This window comes from Paenibacillus sp. 01T431, assembly GCF_056398625.1.
This window is the reverse complement of the sequence record NZ_JBFTPT010000008.1, coordinates 40239-64728: the sequence shown is the minus strand read 5'-3', so window position 1 is coordinate 64728 and position 24490 is coordinate 40239. Positions and strand designations below refer to the sequence as shown.

Annotated in this window: 24 protein-coding genes; 14 read left to right on the top strand and 10 right to left on the bottom strand. The window is 45.9% G+C overall.

The window, feature by feature from the left end; translation table 11 throughout:
• Positions 1 to 57 precede the first annotated feature (57 nt).
• From AC1DM9_RS16085 to AC1DM9_RS16075, 3 genes are read left to right on the top strand one after another with little or no spacing between them, the layout of a single operon-like run.
• On the top strand, positions 58 to 1005 hold the full coding sequence (locus AC1DM9_RS16085) for a ring-cleaving dioxygenase (protein ID WP_477509516.1): 948 nt from the start codon (positions 58 to 60) through the stop codon (positions 1003 to 1005).
• Positions 1005 to 1616: an alpha/beta hydrolase gene (locus tag AC1DM9_RS16080; protein WP_477509602.1), complete on the top strand. Its 612-nt coding sequence runs from the start codon at positions 1005 to 1007 to the stop codon at positions 1614 to 1616. The genes AC1DM9_RS16085 and AC1DM9_RS16080 overlap by 1 nt, the downstream gene beginning before the upstream one ends.
• A 38-nt stretch (positions 1617 to 1654) precedes the next feature.
• A complete protein-coding gene (locus AC1DM9_RS16075) occupies positions 1655 to 2269 on the top strand; it encodes a flavin reductase family protein (protein WP_477509515.1) in 615 nt (204 codons plus the stop codon).
• 161 nt (positions 2270 to 2430) lie between these two features.
• On the opposite strand, the gene AC1DM9_RS16070 is transcribed toward AC1DM9_RS16075, so the two are convergent.
• From AC1DM9_RS16070 to AC1DM9_RS16060, 3 genes are all read right to left on the bottom strand, one after another.
• Positions 2431 to 3192 carry an alpha/beta fold hydrolase gene (locus AC1DM9_RS16070; protein ID WP_477509514.1) on the bottom strand — a complete coding sequence of 254 codons (762 nt, stop codon included), beginning with the start codon at positions 3190 to 3192 and terminating at the stop codon, positions 2431 to 2433.
• 249 nt (positions 3193 to 3441) lie between these two features.
• Positions 3442 to 4452, bottom strand: coding sequence for a DUF4179 domain-containing protein (locus AC1DM9_RS16065; RefSeq protein WP_477581009.1), 1011 nt, complete (start codon positions 4450 to 4452; stop codon positions 3442 to 3444).
• 11 nt (positions 4453 to 4463) lie between these two features.
• Complete coding sequence (locus tag AC1DM9_RS16060) at positions 4464 to 5003, bottom strand: sigma-70 family RNA polymerase sigma factor (RefSeq protein WP_076266406.1); 540 nt, start codon at positions 5001 to 5003, stop codon at positions 4464 to 4466.
• Positions 5004 to 5189: 186 nt separating this feature from the next.
• Between AC1DM9_RS16060 and AC1DM9_RS16055 the strand changes: the two genes are divergently transcribed.
• The 4 genes from AC1DM9_RS16055 to AC1DM9_RS16040 all read left to right on the top strand — a co-directional run bounded on the left by AC1DM9_RS16055 (position 5190) and on the right by AC1DM9_RS16040 (position 9620).
• Positions 5190 to 5897 carry a response regulator transcription factor gene (locus AC1DM9_RS16055; protein ID WP_441909979.1) on the top strand — a complete coding sequence of 236 codons (708 nt, stop codon included), beginning with the start codon at positions 5190 to 5192 and terminating at the stop codon, positions 5895 to 5897.
• Positions 5894 to 6904, top strand: a complete 1011-nt coding sequence (locus AC1DM9_RS16050) for a sensor histidine kinase (RefSeq protein ID WP_477550542.1) — start codon at positions 5894 to 5896, stop codon at positions 6902 to 6904. The genes AC1DM9_RS16055 and AC1DM9_RS16050 overlap by 4 nt, the downstream gene beginning before the upstream one ends.
• Before the next feature lie 93 nt (positions 6905 to 6997).
• Positions 6998 to 7765, top strand: coding sequence for an ABC transporter ATP-binding protein (locus tag AC1DM9_RS16045; protein WP_339205567.1), 768 nt, complete (start codon positions 6998 to 7000; stop codon positions 7763 to 7765).
• A complete protein-coding gene (locus tag AC1DM9_RS16040; protein ID WP_477581007.1) occupies positions 7737 to 9620 on the top strand; it encodes an FtsX-like permease family protein in 1884 nt (627 codons plus the stop codon). The genes AC1DM9_RS16045 and AC1DM9_RS16040 overlap by 29 nt, the downstream gene beginning before the upstream one ends.
• 58 nt (positions 9621 to 9678) lie before the next feature.
• Here AC1DM9_RS16040 and AC1DM9_RS16035 read toward each other — a convergent pair whose 3' ends face one another.
• Positions 9679 to 11757 carry an acyltransferase family protein gene (locus AC1DM9_RS16035; protein ID WP_477581005.1) on the bottom strand — a complete coding sequence of 693 codons (2079 nt, stop codon included), beginning with the start codon at positions 11755 to 11757 and terminating at the stop codon, positions 9679 to 9681.
• Between the two features lie 16 nt (positions 11758 to 11773).
• Here AC1DM9_RS16035 and AC1DM9_RS16030 point away from each other — a divergent pair, with 16 nt between their 5' ends.
• The 3 genes from AC1DM9_RS16030 to AC1DM9_RS16020 all read left to right on the top strand — a co-directional run bounded on the left by AC1DM9_RS16030 (position 11774) and on the right by AC1DM9_RS16020 (position 13831).
• The gene (locus AC1DM9_RS16030; RefSeq protein ID WP_339205563.1) at positions 11774 to 11926 is read left to right on the top strand and encodes a hypothetical protein; all 153 of its coding nucleotides are present in this window, start codon (positions 11774 to 11776) and stop codon (positions 11924 to 11926) included.
• A gap of 132 nt (positions 11927 to 12058) precedes the next feature.
• Entirely contained in the window at positions 12059 to 13300 is a 1242-nt protein-coding gene (locus AC1DM9_RS16025; protein WP_477581003.1) for a TolB-like translocation protein, read from the top strand.
• A 150-nt stretch (positions 13301 to 13450) separates the two neighbouring features.
• The gene (locus AC1DM9_RS16020) at positions 13451 to 13831 is read left to right on the top strand and encodes a VOC family protein (RefSeq protein ID WP_441878494.1); all 381 of its coding nucleotides are present in this window, start codon (positions 13451 to 13453) and stop codon (positions 13829 to 13831) included.
• Positions 13832 to 13922: 91 nt separating this feature from the next.
• Here the strand turns inward: AC1DM9_RS16020 and AC1DM9_RS16015 are convergent, their stop codons facing one another.
• Positions 13923 to 14438 carry a DUF4309 domain-containing protein gene (locus AC1DM9_RS16015; RefSeq protein WP_477581001.1) on the bottom strand — a complete coding sequence of 172 codons (516 nt, stop codon included), beginning with the start codon at positions 14436 to 14438 and terminating at the stop codon, positions 13923 to 13925.
• Between the two features lie 413 nt (positions 14439 to 14851).
• Complete coding sequence (locus AC1DM9_RS16010; protein ID WP_477581228.1) at positions 14852 to 15820, bottom strand: MraY family glycosyltransferase; 969 nt, start codon at positions 15818 to 15820, stop codon at positions 14852 to 14854.
• A 229-nt stretch (positions 15821 to 16049) separates the two neighbouring features.
• Between AC1DM9_RS16010 and AC1DM9_RS16005 the strand changes: the two genes are divergently transcribed.
• From AC1DM9_RS16005 to AC1DM9_RS15990, 4 genes are all read left to right on the top strand, one after another.
• Positions 16050 to 16955, top strand: coding sequence for an NAD(P)/FAD-dependent oxidoreductase (locus AC1DM9_RS16005; protein WP_477580999.1), 906 nt, complete (start codon positions 16050 to 16052; stop codon positions 16953 to 16955).
• Between the two features lie 193 nt (positions 16956 to 17148).
• Complete coding sequence (locus AC1DM9_RS16000; RefSeq protein WP_477509505.1) at positions 17149 to 17958, top strand: GNAT family N-acetyltransferase; 810 nt, start codon at positions 17149 to 17151, stop codon at positions 17956 to 17958.
• A gap of 29 nt (positions 17959 to 17987) precedes the next feature.
• Positions 17988 to 18926, top strand: coding sequence for a helix-turn-helix transcriptional regulator (locus AC1DM9_RS15995; RefSeq protein WP_477580997.1), 939 nt, complete (start codon positions 17988 to 17990; stop codon positions 18924 to 18926).
• A 65-nt stretch (positions 18927 to 18991) separates the two neighbouring features.
• Entirely contained in the window at positions 18992 to 19474 is a 483-nt protein-coding gene (locus AC1DM9_RS15990; protein ID WP_477509503.1) for a GyrI-like domain-containing protein, read from the top strand.
• A gap of 70 nt (positions 19475 to 19544) precedes the next feature.
• Here AC1DM9_RS15990 and AC1DM9_RS15985 read toward each other — a convergent pair whose 3' ends face one another.
• From AC1DM9_RS15985 to AC1DM9_RS15970, 4 genes are all read right to left on the bottom strand, one after another.
• Positions 19545 to 20111, bottom strand: coding sequence for a beta-class carbonic anhydrase (locus AC1DM9_RS15985; RefSeq protein WP_339205551.1), 567 nt, complete (start codon positions 20109 to 20111; stop codon positions 19545 to 19547).
• Positions 20112 to 20192: 81 nt separating this feature from the next.
• Complete coding sequence (locus AC1DM9_RS15980) at positions 20193 to 22346, bottom strand: YhgE/Pip domain-containing protein (RefSeq protein WP_477509501.1); 2154 nt, start codon at positions 22344 to 22346, stop codon at positions 20193 to 20195.
• A gap of 153 nt (positions 22347 to 22499) precedes the next feature.
• On the bottom strand, positions 22500 to 23519 hold the full coding sequence (locus tag AC1DM9_RS15975) for an LLM class flavin-dependent oxidoreductase (protein WP_477509500.1): 1020 nt from the start codon (positions 23517 to 23519) through the stop codon (positions 22500 to 22502).
• A gap of 101 nt (positions 23520 to 23620) precedes the next feature.
• Complete coding sequence (locus AC1DM9_RS15970; protein ID WP_477527309.1) at positions 23621 to 24340, bottom strand: 3-ketoacyl-ACP reductase; 720 nt, start codon at positions 24338 to 24340, stop codon at positions 23621 to 23623.
• Positions 24341 to 24490 lie beyond the last annotated feature (150 nt).

Genomic DNA, 24490 nt, shown 5'->3' with positions numbered 1-24490 from the left:
AAGTGGGGTTAGTTACATTACTTTTCATATTCCTATAAAATAAGGAGTGTCATTACCATGACAAATCAAACAGCTGGTATTCACCATATAACCGCTTTTGTTAGAAACGCTCAGACGACGGCAGATTTTTATTCAGGCGTATTAGGTCTAAGGTTGATTAAGAAGACGATTAACTTTGATGCGCCAGAGGTTTATCATTTATATTTTGGAAATGAGATCGGAAGTCCAGGCACTATTATTACGTTTTTTCCTTGGGAGAATTCACGCAAAGGCAAAATTGGCGGAGGCCAGGTGGGTATAACCACTTATGTAGTTCCCGCAGGTGCATTCGGTTTTTGGAAAGAGCGTCTAGCTAAGCTTAATATAGATTTTGCTCAAACATCAAGATTTGGAGAGCAGTATTTGCAATTCGAAGATCCTGATGGTTTAAAGCTTGAGATCGTAGCTAGGGAGCAAGGAGAGGATAGTAAATGGTCGTTTGGCGGCGTTCCGGCGCAGCAAGCGATCAAGGGTTTTGGCGGTGCCGTATTATACACGACGGCTTCGGCTAAAACCGCGGAGCTCCTTGTTAACGTGATGGGACTGGAGAAAGTCGGGGAAGATGAAGGTTATGCTCGTTTTAAAGCAACAGGTGATCTGGGCAATCTAATTGACATCAATGTAGAGGATATGGAACACGGACATGGAGGAGCTGGCACCGTTCACCATATCGCTTGGCGGGCAAAAGACGACGCGGAGCACGCGCTATGGAGAAGCCACGTCGAGAGCCATGGCTTCCAGCCTACTCCGATCGTGGATCGCCAATATTTTAACGCGATCTATTTCCGTGAAGCCGGCGGCATTTTATTCGAGATTGCTACAGATCCACCGGGCTTTGCTCGTGATGAAGAGCCGGAGCATCTCGGTGAAAAGCTGATGCTGCCGGAATGGTATGAGGAGCATCGTACGCAAATTGAGCAATTATTGTCACCATTTGAAGTAAGAGTATTGGAGGAGGACAAATGATGAAACATATATTCAAACAAGGAACAGATGCAACTGCACCAGTACTGCTGCTCTTGCATGGAACGGGTGGAACCGAGCGGGATTTGCTTCCGCTTGCTGAGCTGGTCTCGCCTGCTTCGTCCGTGCTGAGTGTCAGAGGAAATGTGCTCGAGAATGGTATGCCGCGTTATTTCAGACGTCTTGCTGAAGGCGTATTTGATCTAGAGGACCTTAAATTCCGCACGCAGGAGCTTAATGATTTTCTAGATCAAGCCGCAGTAGAATATGGATTCGACCGCAATAATATCGTGGCGATCGGTTATTCCAATGGAGCTAATATCGCAGGCAGCCTATTGTTCCACTATCAAGGTACGCTTCACGGAGCGATCTTGCATCACCCGATGGTGCCGATTCGGGATGTTGATCTGCCTGACCTAGCTGGCGTACCTTGTTTCATAGGTGCGGGCTCGAATGATCCGCTTTGCACGCCTCAGGAGACGGAGGAGCTGGACCGTTTGCTGCAAGCAGCGGGGGCTCAGGTTACGGTACATTGGGAAACATTTGGACATCAGCTAACGAGTTCAGAGGTAGCTGCCGCAGCGGCTTGGTTTAACGAAACCTTTAAAGGTTAATATAAAGCAAGCATTTCGCTTATGAAGGGGAGCCCATCATGTTATCGATTGATCCAACGAGTCAAAGTGTGCAGGACAATTATAAGCTGTTGATTGGCAGTATTGTGCCAAGACCCATTGCTTTTGTCACTACACTCTCAAGCGAAGGTGTTCTGAATGCAGCTCCGTTCAGCTTCTTCAATATCGTTACCGCTAATCCGCCTATGGTTGCGGTATCTGTACAGCGCAAGCCGGGAGGTATCCAGAAGGATACCTCCCGAAATGCCATCGCCAAAGGCGAGTTTGTTGTACATATTTCTGATGAGAGCTATATCGAAGCGATTAATATAACGGCAGCAGCTTTGCCTTCGGAAGAGAGTGAGGTTGCGCTTGCAGGCTTATCGGCTATCGCAAGCGACCTTGTGCGTGTGCCGGGTGTGGCTGAAGCGAGAATTCGTATGGAATGTGTACTTGATCAATCGTTATCGCTTGGCGGTACAGCGGATTCGCCAGCCTGTGATTTATTAATTGGCAAAGTTGTACGTTTCCATGTGGATGAGGCTTTGTACGAGAATGGACGTATTAACGCCGAGGCATTGAAGCCGGTGAGCCGGCTTGCTGGAAACGATTATGCGAAGCTAGGGGAGCAATTCACAATTGTACGGCCAACATAAACGTAATGTGCGGTAGAAAAATGCCGCGGCAGCTGCGAACAAGAAAAACGTCCGTGGCTGCTTTGCAAATCGATCGCCCCGCTAACACAGCAAAAGCTGCCGATTGTTATACTCGGCAGCTTTTTTGCTTAATCGTAAGCTTCAATTTTGATTAGATAATCTCACATGTCGGAAATCGGGTATGAGCCAATAAAATCTAGTATGGTGTCATTAACCAAAACCGGATTTTCTCTAAGCATATGAGGCCTGTGACTGCCGCCCTGAACGACGAGATATCGAGATCCTTTAATCAGGGAACTCAACTGCTTTATCTTCGTTTCACCTACAAAGGGATCATTTTCACCAGTAATAAGCAAGGATGGACAACGAATGCTGCTTAGCTGCTCGCTCGTAAGCTGAGGATAGAGACGCCAGTCGTTCGCAGACTGCCGCATATGCTCTTGCCAATTTCCTCGATGAGCTTCTGCATGCCTTTCAATCATTTGATTGATGGTCGCTTGCTGCCCCTGTTCCAAAAGCCACTCTGGCTCGAATTGCTCGACACCCGTTGGATCTGCATAACCGCTAGTTCCTATCGTAGTTAAAGTAGCAACTCTTTCGGGATAATGAACAGCGCCATACAATCCAACATTCGCCCCCAAGCTGTAGCCGATCAAATGTGCACTAGAAATGCCAAGCGCGTCCATAAATTCGATCGTGTCCTCTACAAGCTGAGGCGTATTCCATTCGAGACTGCTGCACTTTGTTCGCCCATGACCTCTGAAATCCGGATAATAACAGGTATATTTGCTCTGAAAATCAAGCAATTGGCTGGCGAAGGCTAGAATTCCCCGAGAGTAGCCGCTATGCAAAAAAATGACAGGCTCACCGTTTCCCATTTTTTCATAAAAAACGTCCAAATCCTTGAATGGAATGTGGGGCATGATTGTACCGCCTCCTAAGTATCATCTCAAATCAACGGCAGCTTTTTAAACGTTAAGCTTAAAGAGCTATTCTATGAATATCTCTTTTTTTGGAAGAAATGGCAAGGTGCATTGTAGATATAAGACTAGTTTCAATATCTAATTATGCTGAATTGGTTGTTTAAAGAGAAATAGGACTAGTTTCTAGTCCTATTTCTGAGAATTTCACGCTCGGGAGCCGGAATGGCGGTATGCGGTGCCACTGCTTTGCTATGGATTAATCACTATCGATTGCTCCGGTACCTCTCCTGGATTCTCAGCATGAGGGTTCTCTGAACTCTCGAAAGGAACCAAATAGTATTTCTCAGCTTTCAAATCAATCGGAACGTAGCGGTTATACGAACCCTCAGCAGATATTTCCGCTGTGTTTGGCAATAACTCCAGTCCGGATTCACTGACGATTTTAAACGCAATGTGGTTGGATTGCTCGGTCCAGTCATAATATAAAATCGTTGAAATAGGTGATACGACCATGTTTTTTAGATGAATGGATTGTCCGTTTCCAAGTGATATATCCTGATTAAATGCAATCGTTTCACTTGTTGCAGCCAATTGATTCGTCGGAACCTTGATGTCAAAGGACCAAGGATTCTCAATCAGCTTCACTTTCGAGTCGATGCTCCAGTCTAGATTATCGTAACTAATTTGGAAGGCAATCGTTTCACCGATCGGAAGCTCTGAAATTCGCAGCTCATTATAGACGGTATACATGGAATCGTGAACTTTAATGGATTGTCCAGCGGTTCCTGAAGTGAGATTCTGTCCATTCATGAGTACGGTTGGCATCGGATGCATTTGGTAATTAAATTTGACCCCCTTAGCAGGCTCAAAAGTGGAGCTAATAAGCAAACGTCCGTTATCAATCAACGCTTCATCTAAGGTCCATTTCCCGTAATTATTTTCAGCAGTGGCACCAATTTCGGTTTTGAACGGAGAGTAGTCCGCGTTCTCATCTGCATTAGTTGCCATCAATCGCTCCATCAACCCTCCGACGAATGGAACATTGGCAAAAGTCACAGTCCCCGTGCTGATTGAAATACCTGCTGCCAAAATAATGGCCGCCGCAACGCCTGCATATTTCTTTCTGTTATTGGTTTTATGTTTTCTAATATTACTCCGTACACGTCGGTCCCAGCTCTTTTTTTGGAAGCTCGTGAGCTCCTGTTCTTCATACTGGCTTACATCCAGGTTAAGATCATTCAGCTCTTTATAAATCGACATAGTCTCACTCCTTATCCTTGATTATTTTTGAGCAGATAGCTTTTCAATTTCTTGCGTCCCCTGGAAAGCTTGTTGTGCACCCAAGATTCCTTGGCATTATAGTGCTCTGCGATTTCATGGGAAGGTGTTCCCTCTAAGTAATATTTTTCGAAAATATCCCGCTCACGCGCTGATAGTTGGTCAAACAGCTCATCTACTTGGCTTGTGCCGGCTGCTTCGCTTGTTTTGAGCATGCGATCATCTATTTCGGAAACCGAAAATTGGTGATTGTGAAGCTTGATTTGTTTTCTTTGATAATCAATTGCTTTATATTTGGCAATCGCTGCAAGCCATTGTTTAAAGCCATTTTTCTCTGGATCGAAGTGCAAAATATGGTTCCATACCGAAAGCAGCACATCATCCAGACATTCCTCGTAATCCTGCTGCTGGCCATTTAAATGGCGTTTAATTATCGCAGCAAGCAGTCCTCCATATTGATGGATAATAAAAGAAATGGCTTTCTCGTTTTTGTTCTTTATGTGTTGTACAACATTGTCCTCTGTCAGTTTCAACCGTTCACCCCTCCTTGCAACAATTATTGGCGCCTACTAGGTAATACGAATAGAATTCCATTAATCTATCACATGAGAAAAAAAGTGCTAGCTTCCCGTTTCCATATCGATAATAGATCAAGCATAATAGATAGTGTTGCAATATTCTTATTTTGACATTAATGGTCCATACAAGGAGAGAGTGAGATGCACAAAATAATGATTGTAGAAGATGATCCGAAAATCGCGGAGCTTCTGCTGTCTACTATAACGAAATATGGCTATGAAGGGATACGGGTAAACGATTTTCAGCATGTAATGGAGGAGTTCCATCAAGCCAAGCCGGACATGGTTCTTCTTGATGTGAATTTGCCTAGTTATGACGGCTATTACTGGTGCAGGCAAATCCGCAGCGCATCGATCTGCCCGGTGTTGTTTATATCCGCTCGCGACGGTGAAATGGATCAGATCATGGCTCTTGAAAATGGGGGCGATGATTATATCACGAAGCCGTTTCACTCTGGAATTGTGCTGGCCAAAATCCACAGCCATCTTCGACGTGCCTATGGGGAGTATGCCTCCAGATATGAGGAACGCGTTCTCGAAATCGAAGGGCTCATGCTTTATCCCGAAAGGCTGGAGCTGAAGCTAGAAGCTGCAATCATTGCGCTCACGAAAAAAGAATCCGACATCGTAGAAAGCCTCATTGAGCGATATCCACGGGTTGCCAGCCGCGAGGCTCTGCTTGAGAAGCTGTGGGATGATCAGGCTTACGTGGATGAAAATACGCTGAATGTGAACATTACCCGCGTTAGAAGAAAATTTCAAGAGCTTGGCATCGAAGATGCTTTGCTGACGGTGAGAGGTACAGGCTATCGGCTGAACGTCACATGGATGAAGGAAAGTGACAAGTGAAACTGTTTATAAGAGAACACGCTCTGCTCATTGTTGTTCAGCTTTTGCAATTGGGTATCATTTTTTCGATTTATTGGCTCGATGGCTATCACAATTTGAAGACAGCACTTTACGTTGTTTTTCTTGCTTTCTTCATCCTAGGCGGATACCTTGTGTACCACTTTCTTAGTCGGCGACATTATTACCTCCGCCTTAGTCAGCCTCTCGAATCGCTAGATGCTTCATTTCAGAAAATTGGGCAGTCGCCCATCTCGGAGGCGCTCCAGAAACTGTTGCATACCCAGTACCGTCAGTATCAGCAGCAATTATATACAGTAAAGAAGCAGCAGGAGGAGCATCTCGTTTTCATGGACCAATGGGTTCACCAAATGAAAACACCTCTTTCGGTCATTGAGCTCACTGTTCAAAATATCGATGAGCCTGAGTTTGCCAGCATTCGTGAAGAGCTGGAGAGAATGCGCTCGGGATTGCATACGGTCCTCTATATGGCTCGGCTCCGCGCGTTCGAACAGGATTTCCACGTGAAGCCCGTTGTTCTGTCACAAATCATCAGCGCTGTTGTCCATGACAACAAACGACTTTTTATTCGCAATCAGATTTATCCCGAGGTTCACATCAGTACGCCTGAATTAACGGTCGAAACGGATGAGAAATGGCTGTTTTTTATGCTCTCCCAGCTCGTCATCAATGCGATTAAATATTCTGCGAGCAAAGAGACAGAAGGGAAGAAGGTCGTGATTTCCTGCTATTTGCGCGGGAGCGAAGCTATTATTGAAGTTATCGATCGTGGGGTAGGCATTCCTGCTGCGGATATGAAGCGGGTATTTGATCCCTTTTTTACCGGGGAAAACGGACGCGGCATGCGCGAATCAACGGGTATGGGGCTCTATCTGACGAAGGAGGCTGCTGATCGTCTTGGGCATGGAATGGAGCTAACGTCAGTGGTCGATCAGGGTACGGAGGTACGTATTATTTTTGCCGCCTATCAGAAGCTTACAAGCGTGTAATAAAAGTGAAAGTCTAATCGATAGTTAGCGGCTGACCGTCCACAGTATACTGATCACATATTAACTGTTTTCCTCTTGAAAGGAGATCTAAGTATGCTGCATGTAAGACAGGTTAGTAAAATATATGAAGGTAAAATGTCCTATCGGGCTTTGACCGACATTAATTTAACGATTGATGATGGTGATTTTGTTGGTATTATGGGTCCCTCTGGAAGCGGGAAAACAACGCTGCTGAACTTAATTGCAACGATTGACGAGCCGACAACGGGAGACATATCCTTTCACGGCAAAACGACCAGCAAGCTGGACAAAAATGAGTTAGCTATATTTCGCCGCCGTGAGCTTGGATTTGTTTTTCAGGATTTCAATCTGCTTCACACCTTGACGGTTGAGGAGAATATTGTGCTGCCGCTGACATTAGATGGCAACAAGGTTAGCGAAATGAAGAAAAAAGTAAAAGCCATAGCAGAAAAGCTGGGCATTACAGAGATTATGGATAAACGCATGTATGAAATATCTGGGGGGCAGGCACAGCGAGCAGCGATAGCAAGGGCTATGATTCACTCTCCCAAGCTGCTGCTGGCAGATGAGCCGACAGGAAATCTTGACTCCAAAGCAGCGAAGGATGTTATGGAACTGCTGGAGAAAATTAACCGCGAGCAGAAAGCAACAATGATGCTGGTCACACATGATGCGGTGGCTGCTAGTTATTGCAATCGCGTTGTTTTCATTAAGGACGGCAGGTTCTATACGGAAATCCATCGGGGTGACAATCGTCAAACCTTCTTCCAAAAAATTATCGATACGCTTTCGCTGTTAGGAGGATATCATAATGACGTTTCGCCAGTTCGCATTCCGTAACGTCACTCGTAACAAACGGCTATATGCAGGTTATTTCCTCAGCAGTCTATTTACAGTGATGGTTTTCTTTACTTTTTCTATCTTTGCATATCACCCTGTCCTTAGCGGGGAAAATATTCATTCCAGCGCTACGTTTGCGCTTTCTGTATCCAAGTGGATTATTTATGTATTTTCCTTCTTTTTTGTTCTGTACTCCATGAGTGCATTTCTACAATCGCGCAAAAGAGAATTTGGGCTGATGATCATGCAGGGCATGACCACTGTCCAGCTCCGTCTGATGATTTTTTTGGAAAATATGATTATTGGCCTATTTGCCATTATCGGCGGCATTGGTTTGGGACTTGTGTTTGCAAAGGCGATTTTGCTTGCAGGGGAAAATGTTCTTACCATCAATGAAAAGCTATCCTTTTATATTCCTTATAAGGCTATTGCCCTCACTCTGGTTTCATTTTTGATTCTATTTATTCTCATCTCTTTTTTTATTTCTACCGTACTGCGCAGCGGGCAGCTGGTTACGCTATTAAAGGCAAACAAGCAAGCGAAAAGTGAGCCAAAGTCATCCTTCCTTCTTTCCATGCTAGTACCAATCTTGATTGGAGCAAGCTACTTTCTTAGTTTACGAGCCGATGGGACCGAGGCTATTTTTCTGCTTATTCCGGTTACGATCATGGTTTGCATCGGCACCTACCTGCTGTTTACACAGCTTAGCGTTTATATCATTCGGAAGCTAAAGAGTATGGAATCGATTTTTTGGCTCAAAACGAATATGCTGCTTTTTTCCGATCTCGCCTACCGCTTGAAGGACAACGCGCGTTCGTTCTTTCTGGTCGCTATTATTTCCACTGTCTCGTTTTGTGCGATAGGCTCGCTTTATGGATTTCAATCCATCATCGGAGGAGATCATGTTAAGGGAAATCCTTATCTATTCACCTACCGGACAACGACGGATGGTGATAGCAGCGAGCAAAAGCATATGGAGCAGATTGATCGCACACTGAAAGAATCGAACATCGCAAATGAAAAAGCAATGCTTAAGCTTGGTTATTACAAGGCCTCCAATAGCGATAAAATGATTGTAGTGGTTAAGCAATCCGACTATAACCATTTGGCCAAATTAATGAAAATAGATAAGATTAAGCTTTCAGGCGGCAAAGCAGCGGTTGTCGACTTTGGGTTGTCACGAGCGGGTAAAGCAATGCTTAACGAGCCATTTACGCTGCAACCCAGTGTTGTGATTGAAGCCAATCGAGCTGTTGTATCGCCAGCGGTACATGGTTTCAGCGGCTATTTCATTGTATCGGATGAACAATTTGCAAAACTCCAGCCTCCAGTACAAGAGAGCCATTATTATGCATGGCATGGACCACTGCGGCAGAAAGAAGCCATAAAGGCAGGCGGTAAGCTTACGAATCTTATTCCCTATAGCGATAAATATGAGTTTTACGCGCTTGAATTTCAAAATTCCGTGTTAAGCGAGCGCTTTGGCCCGATACTGTTCATTGGTTTGTTTATCGGAATCGTGTTTTTTGTCTCCGCAGGCAGTTTTCTTTATTTCCGCCTGTACAGCGATTTGGATGATGATAGGCAGAAGTTCAAAGCGGTTTCGAAAATGGGCCTAAGCGACAAAGAGCTTGCAAAAATACTGAATCGACAAATTATATTGCTATTCTTTGCACCAATCGTGGTGGCATTAGTACATGGGGCTGTTGCCCTCATGACACTATCCAACATGTTTAAATACTCGCTGCTCAAGGAATCCATACTCGTGCTTGGCCTATTTTTTATCGTTCAAGTCATTTACTTCTTCATCGTTCGTTTCTTCTATATTAGGCAGGTAAAGATGGCGCTTGCCTAATTGAGCATCATAAAGAAAGAGTGCTTCGGAGGCGATTACACCTTCAAAGCACTCTTCTTTATTTGTCTAATGCTTTAATGAGCAGGTCTGCATAAAACTGTGCTCCATGCTTTTTCAAATGCACGCCATCAGCGGCAAAAAAGTCCTTTTTCCCTTTGCTTGCTGTATACCAGTCTACAATGGTCACGTTCTCCGTCTTTTTCGCTGTGGCTGCGAGCATTTTATTTACGGAATCCTGCCATTTGCGCGGGACACGCGTATTGATGAATATGATTTGACGTTCTGTGCCTAACGTGTCAAGAAGCTCATTCATCTGTTTTGTCGTAAAGGCACCGTTCGTTCCGAGCTGAATGACAACCGTATTTCCAAGCTGGTCATTTTTTTTCAAGCCCTCGATCACATCTAATGCCTGCCCAAACTGTCTTCCTATTTTTCCATCAACCACGATACCCGGAACCAGCTTCTCTAGGAATGGTTCAGCATCCAATAGGACGGAATCACCGATTGCTGTCACGCTGTTTTGATCGATAGGGGTGACAGTCGGTTTGTCTGGTACAGGCTTCTGATCTTTGTTTCCCTGTACGGGATTGCTGGTTGGTTTGTCATTAACAGTTGGTACAGGTTTTGGCTTACTGCCATCGGTACCGTTAACAATGGTATCAACGTTCGGCTGCTCGGGATCGGTGATAGACGGTTCGGTTTTATCCGTTCCTGTACCCGGAGCCGTATTAGATTGACCAGGTTGTTCCGTCGCTTGCGGAGGCGTTTGTTTTTCTGGCTCAGCTGGCTTCGGCTCGATCACAGCCTCATGTTGTCCAGTCTTGCCTTGTTCACGATCTTTGCCTGGAGCAGCTTCCTCCGAAACATTCGGCTTGTCGGGCGCAACTACAGAGGTTTCATTGTTCGTGCTATCGCCGCTGGCTGACTGCAAATTCACACTGCTTGTGCAGGATACGCTCGAGAATACAATGACAAGCACGGCGAGATAACTGCTAGCTTTTTTTAATCCAATCCGCTCCGTTATTTGCAGTTTAAACAGGGAATATATTTTTCCAAGCGCACCATGCCTTATAGGCTCCTCTATAAACCGCCAAGAAAGCTCAGCAAGTACGAACGTTAGGATTACTTGAATAAGTGCTCTTACAGGATGCAGCTCCCCGCTCTCGGCCGTTGGAGTCGTTAACACAATAATTGGATAATGGTATAAATAAATGCCGTAGGAACGGACGCCGATCCATGCAAGCAATTTACTTCCGATTACATTTGCGAATTTACTTGCGGGATGGGCGAGTGCAGCCACGACAACCGCAGTAGCAAGGGAGAACAGCACCATGCCTCCGCGATATAGAAAAGAATCATACTCATTGGTCTGATTAATCATAACCAAAATGATGACGAAGCCGAACGTGCCTACAGCATCCATAAGCATGCGGCTGCGTGCAGACAAGGTCGATGACAGCTTCCAACTCGGCCAAACGATAGCAAGCGCTGCCCCAATGAGAAGGGCAAAGGCTCTGGTGTCCGTTCCATAGTAAACACGGCTTGGATCAACACCCGGCTGGTAAAGCAGGATCATCGCACCTGCTGATACCGCAGCTGCCGCCAGTGTCCACAGTGCAAGCTTGCCCCGTTTAGGAGAGAAGCGGATAACGGCTAACAGCACGAGGGGCCACAATAAATAAAATTGTTCTTCCACTGCAAGCGACCATAAATGGCCGAACGGTGAAGCGGGGCCGAAGCTCTCGAAGTAGGAAACCTCATGGAAAATAAGATACCAGTTGCTTATATAAAGAAGCGCTGACCCGATATCGCCTTTTAGAGACAATAACCGGCCTGTATCACTAATCAACAGCCATAATGAAACGACAGCTATCATGAGGAACATCGCAGGCAGCAATCGCCTAGCTCGGCGAATAAAAAACGTTTTGAGATCTAACTTCTTGGAAGGATGAAGCTGTTTCAGCAAAATGTCCGTGATTAAATACCCAGAGAGGACAAAAAACATAGTAACCCCGAGCAGTCCGCCCGGTACCCATTGCAAGTTCAAGTGATAAGCAATGACGGCAAGAACGGCAATGGCGCGCAAGCCATCCAGTCCCGGCATATAGCGACTACTGTTGCCGATTGGTTTAGGCATGGCGGAATCCTCCTACATGAATTTGAATGGGGAGAATTGCAGCAAGGTCGATGAGAATAAGACGGTGGAAAAAGCGATGATTACGAATAATACCGATGGTAAAAATGGTGTTCAGCCCCTCTGGATGATGAATCGTTGTAAATCAATTATATGGCGGCAGCTAAAATAATTCGTAACAGAACAGTTACAAATCGGTATCAAACTGGAAACAAAAAAACGAAAAGTTACAAAACGAATAAATGCATGTTTCCACCAGTAAAGGGAACCGTAACCACAAGTATTTTTTTGGGAGGTTCCCTAGATGAGAATCGTAAAATTTTGGATCGCTTCGTTTCTTGCGTTGTTGTTTATGACGAGTGGAGCAGATATTGCAGCGGCACCGAATGGGGAACAAGAACAACTTCTAAGGGCTGCTTTTGTACGAAATGGCGAGCTTTGGCTAAAGACAGGTCAAGTGGAGAAGAAGCTTGCAAGCGGACCTTTTGTGCGCAATCCCAAGTGGTCATTCGATGGAGAATGGCTTGCATATACGCAGGGAGATGCAGAGCAAGAGCTATGGGTGCTGCATTTGCCAACAGGCAAGAGCAAGCTTGTCGCTGCAAATGTCGGCAAAAATTTTCAATGGGCACCGAAGAATAAGCTGCTGGCATATCAGATAAAGGATCAACTGCAATACGTTGATGCGAGCTCGCCGGACAAACCGCTTGGTTCCGCTGCTGCCATAGATAATTTCTCATGGCTGCCATATGGTAAAGGTTTTTTTGCTTCTTCACAGTCAGAGCTGCTCCCGGATGGATGGACGCCGATCCATCTTTATCAAATACCACTTCGTACAATGGACGATCCTCGCACCTATACAACCGTTCATGTGCTGCCAGCACCATCTGACGATTTTTTTGCGGTCGGCACGAGCGAGTTCAAATGGTCCGCTGATGGTCGATGGATCGCATTTCTTGCTAAGCCAACCGCGTCATTATCGGCCGATAGCAACATCCTTTGTGTGATTTCAACTGACGGCGTTGTATTTCGAACACTTGATGAGATGGTGAATAATCCCCAGTGGTTCTCATGGGCAAAGAGCGGCAGCCGGCTCGCTTACATTGCAGGGATCGGGCGCGAGGCCACCAGCAATAAACAGCTGAAGGTGCTGGAAGTAACCTCAGAGAAGGGGGCTGCGTACACGCCTAAGCATTTCGTTGATCAAGCATTTGTTTGGCAGGATTTGCAGCATATTATTGTGTCGAGAGCAGCGGAATCTAAGCCAGATGGTGATCAGCGCCGCGCAGCATTTCCTTACTTAGTGAGGGTGGAGCTGAATAATGGCGTGCAAAAACATTTGACAAAGCCCTCCCGAAAGTATGGCGCTTATAACCCGGTAGTTCTTCATTCGAAGCTCTTTTGGGTGAGGGATGATCATACTACAGCAGATGTAATCATGGCGGACATAGATGGACACCATGCAGTGGAATGGATAAAAGGTATCGACCAAGCAGATTCTTATTATGGACAATGGGACTGGTCTGAGGTGATTGCATTCTATTGAGTGCATCATAACGTATGCCGCAAAGATCAGAATATGCTCAATTGATAACCTATTCTGCATGCTATAATATAGGAGGTAATGGAGACAAGCTGGCTGAGGAACGCCCAGTTCAATTATGATAATTACTTAAACAAGGGAGTGGAACAATCAATGATTAGTAAAGTCGGTCAAATCATGCTGTATGTAGATAACCAAGATAAGGCAGTAGAATTTTGGACAGAAAAAGTAGGTTTTCAAGTCATTTCTGAAGAAAATAACGGCCAAGGGTTTCGATATATTGAAATTGCTCCTACAAAGGATTCAGAAACAACGATCATTCTACATAATAAGGAATTCGTTGCAAAAATGTCACCAGGATTAAATCTTGGTACACCATCTTTAATGTTTTTTACGGAACACTTCGAACAGCTGCATGGCGACTTGTCCAATAAAAGTGTCACTGTCGGTGACATTGTAACGATGCCTTCTGGAAGAGTATTCAACTTTGCAGATGATGAAGCAAACTACTTTGCTGTAATGGAGAAAAAGTAATATTCCCCTCCAATGTTAGTGTATTAGGAAACGAAAGCTCTATCAAACAGCGGCAGTCTTTCGAGACTGCCGCTGTTCTTGCAATGACAAGTTAATTCATGCTCTTTATTCGAACAATCCCTTCAGTTGATGCCGCGTCTTCGTACATAAAATATAAAGAATAATCTCCTGTTGTATAACTAATGCCATATTCATCATACCCGCCATCAGAATTGCCTTCGGAATCTGGTTCTCCCAAAACCTTTTTAACCTCTTCTACGGATTCGTTTATTTTTATATCGATTACGCCTATCTTATTTTCGTCCCAAATATAGAAGTAGCAGTTATCATATTTTAAATAATCAGCATTTTCAAATCCAACCTCGTCAGGCTGTCCATAGGCTTCCTCTAGTTCGCTCCTAGAGTGGTTTAAATTTACTTTCAAGCCCTTAAGCTGCCCTTTTTCGGCTGTTTCTAGAAGCTCACTGTCGAGGCTAAATCGACACGCATTCTCTTTACCCGTTTCTATTTGAGGTGTTGCAGGTTCCTCGGCTTTCGTACAAGCAGAGAGGAGGAGCATCGATAGTAAAAGGCATATTCCAGTGGTTTTGCTTATCATTCTTATCATAGAAACGCCTCCAATAGTTCACTCGATATAACTATAAACGGGCCGAGTAAATGTAATGTTTCAAGAGCCTCGCGCTGTCAAGCTAGGTCAAGTGTACAAGATGTCTGAGGACTGGCTGAGAGAGGACCCTCTTTCTATGCTGAGACAAATGAGCGGTGTTGTGAAAAGGCTTGGTGAGTGAGGTGTGGTCGTGCTTGGCCAATACAGATAGAGCTCTGTTCATGAAGCACCCGCCACCTATTTGAAATATTTGCTAATTAATCAGACTGCGTAATAGGGGAAATGTTTCATCAATAAATTAAATTATGTTCGAGGTTTAGCAAGGCGGCGTCTAGTCTCATGAAGTCGTTGCAACTAAACAAAAAAAGGGATGCTCTTAAGCAAATAAATTCGCTTGAGAGCATCCCTATTTCTTATATCTGAACAAGCAGCAAAATGATAGATGATAAACATAAGCATGTGCTGACCAAGCATAGGAACATGACGACCTGCTTATGATTGAGGCCAGCCCGCAGCAAGCGATAATGCGCTTGGCTTGCATCTGCCTGATAGATCGCTTTGCCTTGCAGCATGCGTTTCACGACAACGAATATATTATCGAAGATCGGTACGCCGAGAGCGAGAATCGGGATAAACAATGACATCACGGTAGCTTGCTTAAACGCGCCGTCTAGTGCAATGACCGCCAAAATAAACCCAAGGAAGGTAGCTCCAGCATCGCCCATAAAGATTTTTGCAGGAGGTTTGTTATATCGCAGGTACGCAATGGTGACACCTACTAAAATAATAGCCATGATGGCGGAATTGGATTGTCCTTTGGCCAGTGCTACAACGAACAGCGTTACGGCAGAAATCGCCGAAAGCCCTCCAGCGAGCCCGTCCATGCCATCGGAGAAGTTAATGACCGTCGTTACGCCAAAGATCCACAAAATCGTAAGCGTAAACTGCAAAATAACGGGAAGCAGCACGTATTCTCCTGAAAGTGGATTGTAAAAGCCGGTAAATGCGATGCCAGAAGCATAAACGAGCACCGCTGCTGATATTTGGACGATAAATTTAGGAAGCGACGGAAAGTCTTTGCCTTTCGTCTTGTACCAATCATCTGCCGTGCCGATGAAGAGAAGCAGTACGCCGCCTAGAAATATGGCGCCAGTTTGCAGGGAGAAATCTCTTGTGACGAGCAAATAAGTAAAGAAAAATCCGATGAAAATAACATAACTAGCAGTAAGAGGGATCGGTTCCCTATGAATTTTTCGCTCAACATCCTTGCGGGGCTTGTCCACAAAATCAAGACGGAAAGCCAGCTTTGCAAACGGAGGAATTAAGAAATAAACGATAGCAAAGGAAACTAACAAAGAGATTGCATATAAAATAATAGTCACCACCGTTAGTTAATGAAGGAACAACAGAATTATACAATTCGTGAAGAAAATTGTCGATTGGAGATTACATAAGTGAGAAGATATTAATCTTTAGAAGCTGCCTGCAGCACGCCCTTCATTACATAATCAAGATGCATCCTTCCTGCCCAGATTGAATAAAGATAAGCGATAATTTGTTTAAACGTATCGGCTTGTTGTTAATAGTTCAACTGATAAGGGAGCGATAGATATGAAGCTGGATTGTGCCATCATCGGCGGCGGGCCTGCTGGTTTAAATGCAGCGCTCGTGCTGGGCAGATCGCGAAGAGTTGTAATTGTATTTGATCACAATAAGCCTAGAAACGCGGTAACCCATGAGTCGCATGGCTTCATCACGCGAGATGGCATTGAGCCGCGCGAGCTTCGTCGATTAGCCCATGCAGATATTGCTAGGTATCCTTCGGTTACCATTAAGCCTGATAAAGTGACGGAGGTGCAGCGAAGCGAGATGGGCTTCCATCTGATGACAAGCAGCGGTGTTATTTATCACGCTCGTACGCTTATTTTGGCAGCAGGTCTGAAGGAATCTTTGCCTGCTATCCCCGGCATACGAGATTTTTATGGCAGAAGCTTGTTCAGCTGCCCGTACTGCGATGGCTGGGAGCTGCGTGATCAACCGCTCGTCGTCATTTCGGAGGGCTCGAATATTTTCAATTTGGCGAAAACGGTGTTTAACTGGAGTCGCAATGTAGTCGTTTGTACGAATGGAATGAACAGCCTTAGCTCGCAGCAGATCGGTCAACTAGGCCAAAGAGGGATTCAAGTGACGCAGCAAAAAATTAAAGCTCTCCATGGCGAGAATGGCCGCCTTCATCGTATCGTATTTGCGAATAACACCGAGATTGAGCGCACAGGCGGCTTTGTTACGCCATCATGGGGCCAAGCAGCGCACTTCGGGGAGGCGCTTGGCTGTGCGATGACACAGGCAGGCGGCTTCGTTACCGATGATTACGGCAGAACGAGCATAAGGGGCATATATGCAGCTGGCGATTCTTCTATTATTGTACCTGCACAGCTTGTTGTCGCAGCCGGAGAAGGCAGCAAAGCTGCCATTGGGGTCAATACCGATTTGTCGCATCAGGATTTTGGATTTTAGCAGCTGAAGTGAGCGTTTATAAACGCAGCAGTATCGTTATACCTATTAAGGTTTTTTTGCTAAAATAAGGATCAGTTAATAGACATCGTTGTTACATCCCTACTCATTATGGGTATTGGTGTTGGACTGAATTAATTAGACGGCTCTAAAAGTATAGAGAGTGTTAATTATCAGCGAGAAAAGGAGGGATCATATGTTAGAAAAACTGCATCCAGACGATCATGTTTTAAATCAATTTCCATTTATGCGAGATGAGCTGCAATATAATCTGATTCATTTGATTACGGCATTGGAAGGCGCAACGAGCTTGAAGACGTCTGACGGACGGCTGCTCTTTGCAGGTTCGCCTGGGCATAACGCTTGGTTATGGCTATCGGAGGATATGACGGAAGAGCGCAGAGACATGCTTATGCAGGAGCTTATCGCTTATTACGAAGGAACGGATTTGCCGGGTATATGCGGAGCTCCGTCTACGGCAGAACCGTTCGCGAAAATGTATGCGGAGGCGAACCAGCTGCAATATCGTGCTTATATGTTGATGACTGCTTATTCATGCCCAAAGGTGATTAAGCCCATGAAGGTAAAAGGGAAAATGATTCAAGCAACGCGCCAGCATGTAGAGCTTGTCGCTGAGTTTTTGGCTGGCTTCTCTGAGGACGCGTATGGGGCGTCGGTTATACCTGCCAGTCAGATGCCCGCTGCAGAGGGAATGGTTATGAGAGGCAATTTATATTTCTGGTCTGTTGATGAGCTGCCAGTAGCGATGGCCAACATCGCACATCGATCTCCGCGGCACGGACGGATCAATGCGGTTTATACGCCGTCTGTCCTTCGTAGAAACGGCTATGCCAGTGCGGTCGTAGCGGGAATTTGCGAAATTTTGGAGGAAGAGAACAGGGAGCCGATGCTGTATGCGGATAATAAAAACCCTGCTGCCAACAAAGTCTATCAGAATATAGGTTTTGTCCAGAGTGGGCCGATTGCTGAAATTAGATTTATGTAGATGCAAAAGCTTAGAAAGTAGGAACTGATTTGAAGATTGATCGTTTACTCGCGATGACGGTACTGCTTCTTAACCGGGGACGAATAAGCGCCAAGGAGCTGGCGGATCGTTTTGAAGTATCAACAAAAACAATTTACCGCGACATGGATACGTTAAGCCAGTCCGGCATTCCGGTATTGGCTCATCAAGGGACAACGGGCGGGTTCGAGATTATGGAGCAATATACGCTGTCTCGTCACTATTTAACATTAGCAGAAATCTCGTCGCTTATAGCAGCTGTCAAAGGCATAGGTACCGCATTAGATGATGCGACCTATGCTGGTTTGCATGAGAAGGTAAGAGCATTGCTGCACAAATCGGATAAGCTTCAGAACGATCACCTTGGAGATAGCTTGGTTTTTGATTTGAATCCTTGGGGGCAGGGATCAGCAGCGCGCGACAAGGTAAACTTGTTCAAGAAGGCGATTGAAGAGACGCGGAAGGCGGAGCTCAGCTATATTAACATGAACGGCACGGAAACGGAGCGAGTGATTGAGCCGTATGCGCTCATTTTGAAGGGAAACATATGGTATTTGCAGGCTTATTGCACGCTTCGCGAGCAGTTCCGCGTATTCCGTTTATCACGTATACAGAAGCTGAATCTATTGCTGGAGCGATTTGAACGCCGCGAGACACCTTCGCTGGACGGTTACTCGTGGGATGTAGAATGGTCGAAAAATGCTGATACCATCGTAACGCTTATTTTCCAGCCGCAGGTGCGCCACCGTGTAGGAGATGCTTTCCATCCGGATCAAGTGACTGTATTAGCGGATGGAAGCTTGCGTGTGGAAGGCAAGCATACGTTAGATGACTGGTTTTATGGGATGCTGCTAAGCTACGGTGATCAGGTTAAGGTTGAGCAGCCTCAGGCTCTCGTAGAGGAAATTATTATGCGAGCTCAAAATATTGTTAACCGTTATAAGAACTAAGACAGACAGCTGTCCAGTTTCCTACGGTAAAATAAGATCAAACCAAGGAAATGGGGAAACAGCAGATGAATGATACCATTGCAGTAAAACCAGCAGTTACGCTTATAGGGGTAACAACGCGCACGACGAATGCCCAGGAAGCGGGAGCAAACGGACTTTTGTCCAGTCTATGGGATTCTTATTTCACCAGCGGTATCTCAGAACGAGCACAGGTGAATAACGGTCATCTTATCTATGCGCTGTATACGGATTATGAAAGTGATGCTAGTGGAGCCTATACGGTGCTTATTGGGCATGAGCGGGCAGATGCACAAGCCGAGCTGCCGGATGGACTAGAGCAAGCGACGGTTCCAGAGGCTAAATTTATGGTTTTTAAAACAAAGAAGGGTCCCGTTTATGAGGTTGTAGCGCAAGCATGGGGCGAGATTTGGGCGTTTTTCGAGCATTCGTCTATTGAGCGCACTTATGGCGGCGATTACGAGTTGTATGACGGCCGGACCTTTGACCCTGCGAATGCGGAAGTCGACATCTATATTGCGATAAAATAAAAAACGGTTGTCCTATTGGCTGATTCAGCTAAGAGGACAACCGTTTTTTCTATTATTTGCTTATGGTCAATTACTCTGCTTGATAATCCTGAACGAGAAGCTCCAGAGCGCCCGTTTCGGGGTCGAGTATAAAGCCGTGAACCGGAATGTCTTTTGGGAAGAGAGGATGCTTACGGATCAATTTGACGCTGTGCATGACGCCTTCTTCGGAACTTGCGAAGCCCCGCAAAAATTTATCCATGCGTATGCCTGAATTTTCGAGCGTTTCAATGGCAAGCGGATCGATGCCGTGATCTTGGAATTTGCTGACCATGCCTTCTGTATTGAGGTTGGTCATACCGCAGCCGTGATGGCCAATAACGAGAACCTCGCGAGCCCCAAGTTCGTACACGGCGATGAGGATACTGCGCATCGCGCTTCCGAACGGCTGAGTCAGAATGGCGCCAGCATTTTTAATAAATTTGGCATCGCCATTTTTTAAATTTAATGCTTTTGGCAGAAGCTCTACAAGTCTAGTGTCCATACAAGTAAGGACTGCAATCTTCTTATCGGGAAATTTGTCAGTCAAATAGGCTTCATATTGTTTTTCCTCAACAAATTTCTTATTAAACTCTAATATTTGTGGAACCATGGACATATAATTGCCTCCTAACCCAAGATCGTTTTTCTATTGTTTATTTTATTATTCATAGAAAAAGGGGGCTAGTCAAATGTTTTGCTAATGAATTAATCCGCTCTGCTTTGCTTTTTCCAGCATTTTGGTAGAATAGCGATTAATCCATTTCTTCAGAGCTAGGCCAATCAGCAGTGCAGCACCAGCAAAAAGGGCAAGAGCAATTAAATCTCTGGCAACGATATCCCATAAGATACCGCCCACCGCTTCGCGCATCATGCTGATCGCGTAGGTGAAGGGCAGGAAGGGGTGAATCGCTTGAAAAAACGGCGGTGTAACTTGAATTGGGAACGTGCCTCCAGATCCAGCAAGCTGAAGCACGAGCAAAACAATAGCCATCGCCTTGCCGACATTGCCAAATACGGATACAAGCGTGTACACAATCAGCATGAACACCGCGCTCAAAATAACGCCAAACAGCACAAACCATATTTTGTCGGCGACATAAGCCTTTAGCAGCCATATATCGCCGATCGTAACAAGCAGCGACTGTACAATCGCAATCGTAAGGAAGGTCAGGTAACGCCCAAAATAGACGTGATAGCTGCGGTATGCGGTTTCTGCTGTCGAATGGACGTCCACACTAAGCAGTGAAACGAGCAGCAGCGCACCAACCCATAGCGATAACGTTGTGAAAAATGGGGACATGGCTGAACCGTAATTCGGTATCGGATATAGGCGGTTCTCCTTCAATATAACCGGCTCAGCGAAAAAAGCACCCTCGCGTTCGGCGTCATTTTTGAGCAAATCAACAAGCTCATTTAAATTGCCTTCCTTCTCCAAGTCACGAATCCGCTGTGCGAGCCCTCTGATTTTTTGCTCTGCTGCGGGTAAGTTTTTTTGAATGTTGGCCATTTCCTTGCCGCCAAGCTCTAGTCCCTTAGCGGCGTCGCTTACGATGGATGCAGCACTCGGAATGACCTTGTTTGCTTCCGCTAATATGGACTCTGCGGTTGCAGCTGATTTTTTCGCTTTGTCAGCTGCTTGTTTGATATGCGGCAAAATTTCACTGTCATAACGGCCTAGCACATCCGTTAAGAACGAAGAGGTTTCCTTGGATAAGGTGCCGAGACGATCAATTAGCGTTTGCGCTGGCTTCTCGCCCTTTTCGACTGCTGACCGGATTTGCTTAACAATCGTAAGCTGCTGCTGAAACCTTGTGTTCACCTGTTTTAGTCGATCAATGGTCGACACGATTACTTTACTTGGTGCCAAATCATTCAAGCGATCGAGCAGATTCAGCATCCCATCAATGACGATGATGGAGCTTGTCAGGCGCTGCTCTGCCAGCTCCAAGCTCTTTTTTACCACTTCAGGATCTATATTCGTATCTTGTAATATGCCGACAAGCTCCTCCACCGAATTGGCCGTTTGCAGCAGCAGCTGCAAATCCTGCTTAATCAGCGGGCCAGCCGTGTCGAGGGACGATTTGCTTTGGTCAAAAAAAGTACCAAGCTGCTTGGAGAAAGCTTCGCCGTCCTTGGCGAGCTTGGCAGCTTTTGGTAGCTCCGTTTGAACGGTTGCAACGATTTTTTTCGATTTTTCAATATCGGTAACCGCTAGTGCGACGGCGTCATTAATCTGAGGAAATAAGGTTTCCAGCTTGAATACAGTACTGCGAACCTGCTCAATCGCTGGTTTGTTCTCCTCGAGCTCAATGCCTATTTGATTGAATATACGAAAAATCGTTTCGTTAGCGGTTTTGACGAAGCTTGCGCGAACCTGCTCAATGATGCCGCTCGCACCCTTCTGGGCGATTTTTGGCGATACGGCATTGATCTTCTCATTTACCGCGTAATCGAGCTCTGCTTGTTGAAGATTGTTCGATAGCACCGTGGCCATTTTGGCAGAAAAATCGGGCGGAATGGTGATGCTGGCATAATAGTCGCCATGCTTAACGCCTTCAATGGCCTTGTTGCCCTCTACGAACACCCAGCCAATTTTTTTATTTTCCTTCAAGGAGGCTATAATTTCGTCTCCAACTTTGATGGGCGTCCCATGCAGCACAGCGCCTTCATCGTTGTTCACGACGGCAATAGCAAGTGAACTGGTCTGGCCGTATGGGTCCCAAGACGCTTCAATGTTGAACCAAGCATATAAAGACGGCAAAAAAGCGAGTCCGACGATGACGATGGCAGCTGCGCTGTTCCGGAAAATACTGCGAAGATCTTTGGCGTAAATAGCGAATATAGGCCCCATGTTCTCCCACCTTCAACAATGATTTACTTAGTATTGCTGAATAGTCCAAAAACTACACCACAGAATTGTCGCTGGTATCCATGGGAGTACAGGTGAGCATAGAAAAAGCAGCATCCAAAGCGTTTTGCGCCTCGGATACTGCTCTTGATTTGATTACTTCGCTGCTGAGCTTTCATTAAAAATTTCAGCGAGCAGCTCATAGGAGCGAAGGCGTGCCGCTTGATCATAAATTTGGCTAACGACAATTAACTCGTCAGCGCCAGTCTGTTCAATTAAGGCGTTCAGCTTGTCCCTAACCGTTTCTTTGGTGCCGGCAATGGTGAAGCTGAGCTGCTTTTGAACGATCATTTTCTCCTGCTCGTTCCATAGGCCATCCATGCTGTCAACTGGCGGGTTCAGCTGCCCCATGCGTCCTCTTATCAGGTTCAGGAAGGCTTGCTCCTGAGAGGTAGCTAGGAATTTAGCGGCTTCATCGGAATCAGCGACAATGACGTTCAAGCCAACCATCGCATATGGCTTATCCAGCACCTCCGATGGACGGAAGTTGTCGCGATACAGCTTCAATGCGGGCAGCAGGAAATCCGGCGCAAAATGGCTGGCAAAAGCAAACGGGAGGCCATGGTGACCAGCAAGCTGTGCACTAAAGCCGCTGGAGCCAAGCAGCCAGATCGGAACATCTAGACCCTCGCCGGGAACAGCCCTTGGCAATACGCCGCGTGATTCAGCGCTCGGATGGAAGTAATGGCGCAGCTCGTTCAGCTGCTCTGGGAAATCCTCGCCGTTGCTGCCAAGTCCGCGGCGCAGCGCGCGGGCTGCCACTTGATCAGAGCCTGGCGCTCTTCCAAGCCCAAGGTCGATACGGCCTGGATACATGGATTCGAGCGTACCGAACTGCTCGGCAATGACGAGCGGTGCGTGATTCGGAAGCATAATGCCGCCAGAGCCCACGCGGATTTTTTCTGTTCCAGCAGCTACGTAGCCTATAACAACTGAAGTGGCAGAGCTTGCGATGCCAGGCATATTATGATGCTCTGCCAGCCAGAACCGATTGTAGCCCCATTTATCAGCGTGCTGGGCTAGCTCAAGTGTGTTGCGGAACGAATGAGCGGGCGAGCTGCCGGTTACGATTGGTGCAAGATCTAATATCGAAAAGGGAATATTGTGTATAGACATCGTTGAATTTACCTCCCATGTAGCGCACAGCGGGATGCTGCTGTACGGATAGTTTAAAACCCCAGCGCCAGCAAGGGCGTGGGGCAATATGCTTAAGTCTATTATTGTGGGTTTGTTGTCCAGATTCCTGCGGCTTTAATAAAAACGCGGTCAGGCAGCTTCAACGTTGCAAGAACCAGCGCAGCCATATCCTCAGCTTGCATCATGCGATCCTCGTCACCAATTTTCAGGCCAGCGTTTGAAGCAAGCTCTGTGTTGACTGTGCTTGGTGTTAGGGCTGTTACACGAATATTGGATTTACGGACCTCTTGCATAAGCGCCTCAGTCATGCCCATGACAGCAAACTTGGACGCACAGTAAGCGGAGCCGGTTGCAAAGCCGCGTTCGCCAGCCGTAGAAGCGATATTGATGATGCTTCCGCCGCTTTGCTCCAGCATAGTTGGAAGTGCAGCGCGGGTTACATAATAGGTTCCGAGCACATTCGTTTGGATGATGCGCTCCCACTGCTCGTGATCCATTTCAAGCAAAGTGCCGAATGTACCGATTCCTGCATTGTTAATTAGAATATCGATGGAGCCTAAGTTCTCTTTGAGTGATGCAATCGCTTGATCGACATCCGATTTAACAGCGATATCGGCGGTTGCAATAAAGACCTTAATTCCGTAAGTGCTTGTAAGCGAGTCTTTCAACGTTTCCAAGTCAGCGCTCGTACGAGCAATGATGCCAAGGTTGACGCCCTCTGCAGCTAAAGCAACAGCAATCGCTTTGCCGATGCCTTTTCCTGCGCCGGTAATGATAGCTGATCTATTTTTTAATTCCATGGTTATCTCTCCTCTATTCATTGTAGATTGCTTGATTCGTATGAAGCGGCATAGATATGATATCCTCATAACAAGGAATTTACTACGTTGTGTCTTATTATTGAGCTATATTCTAAGGATTGCAAGTACCAACTTAATATTTGAAAATAG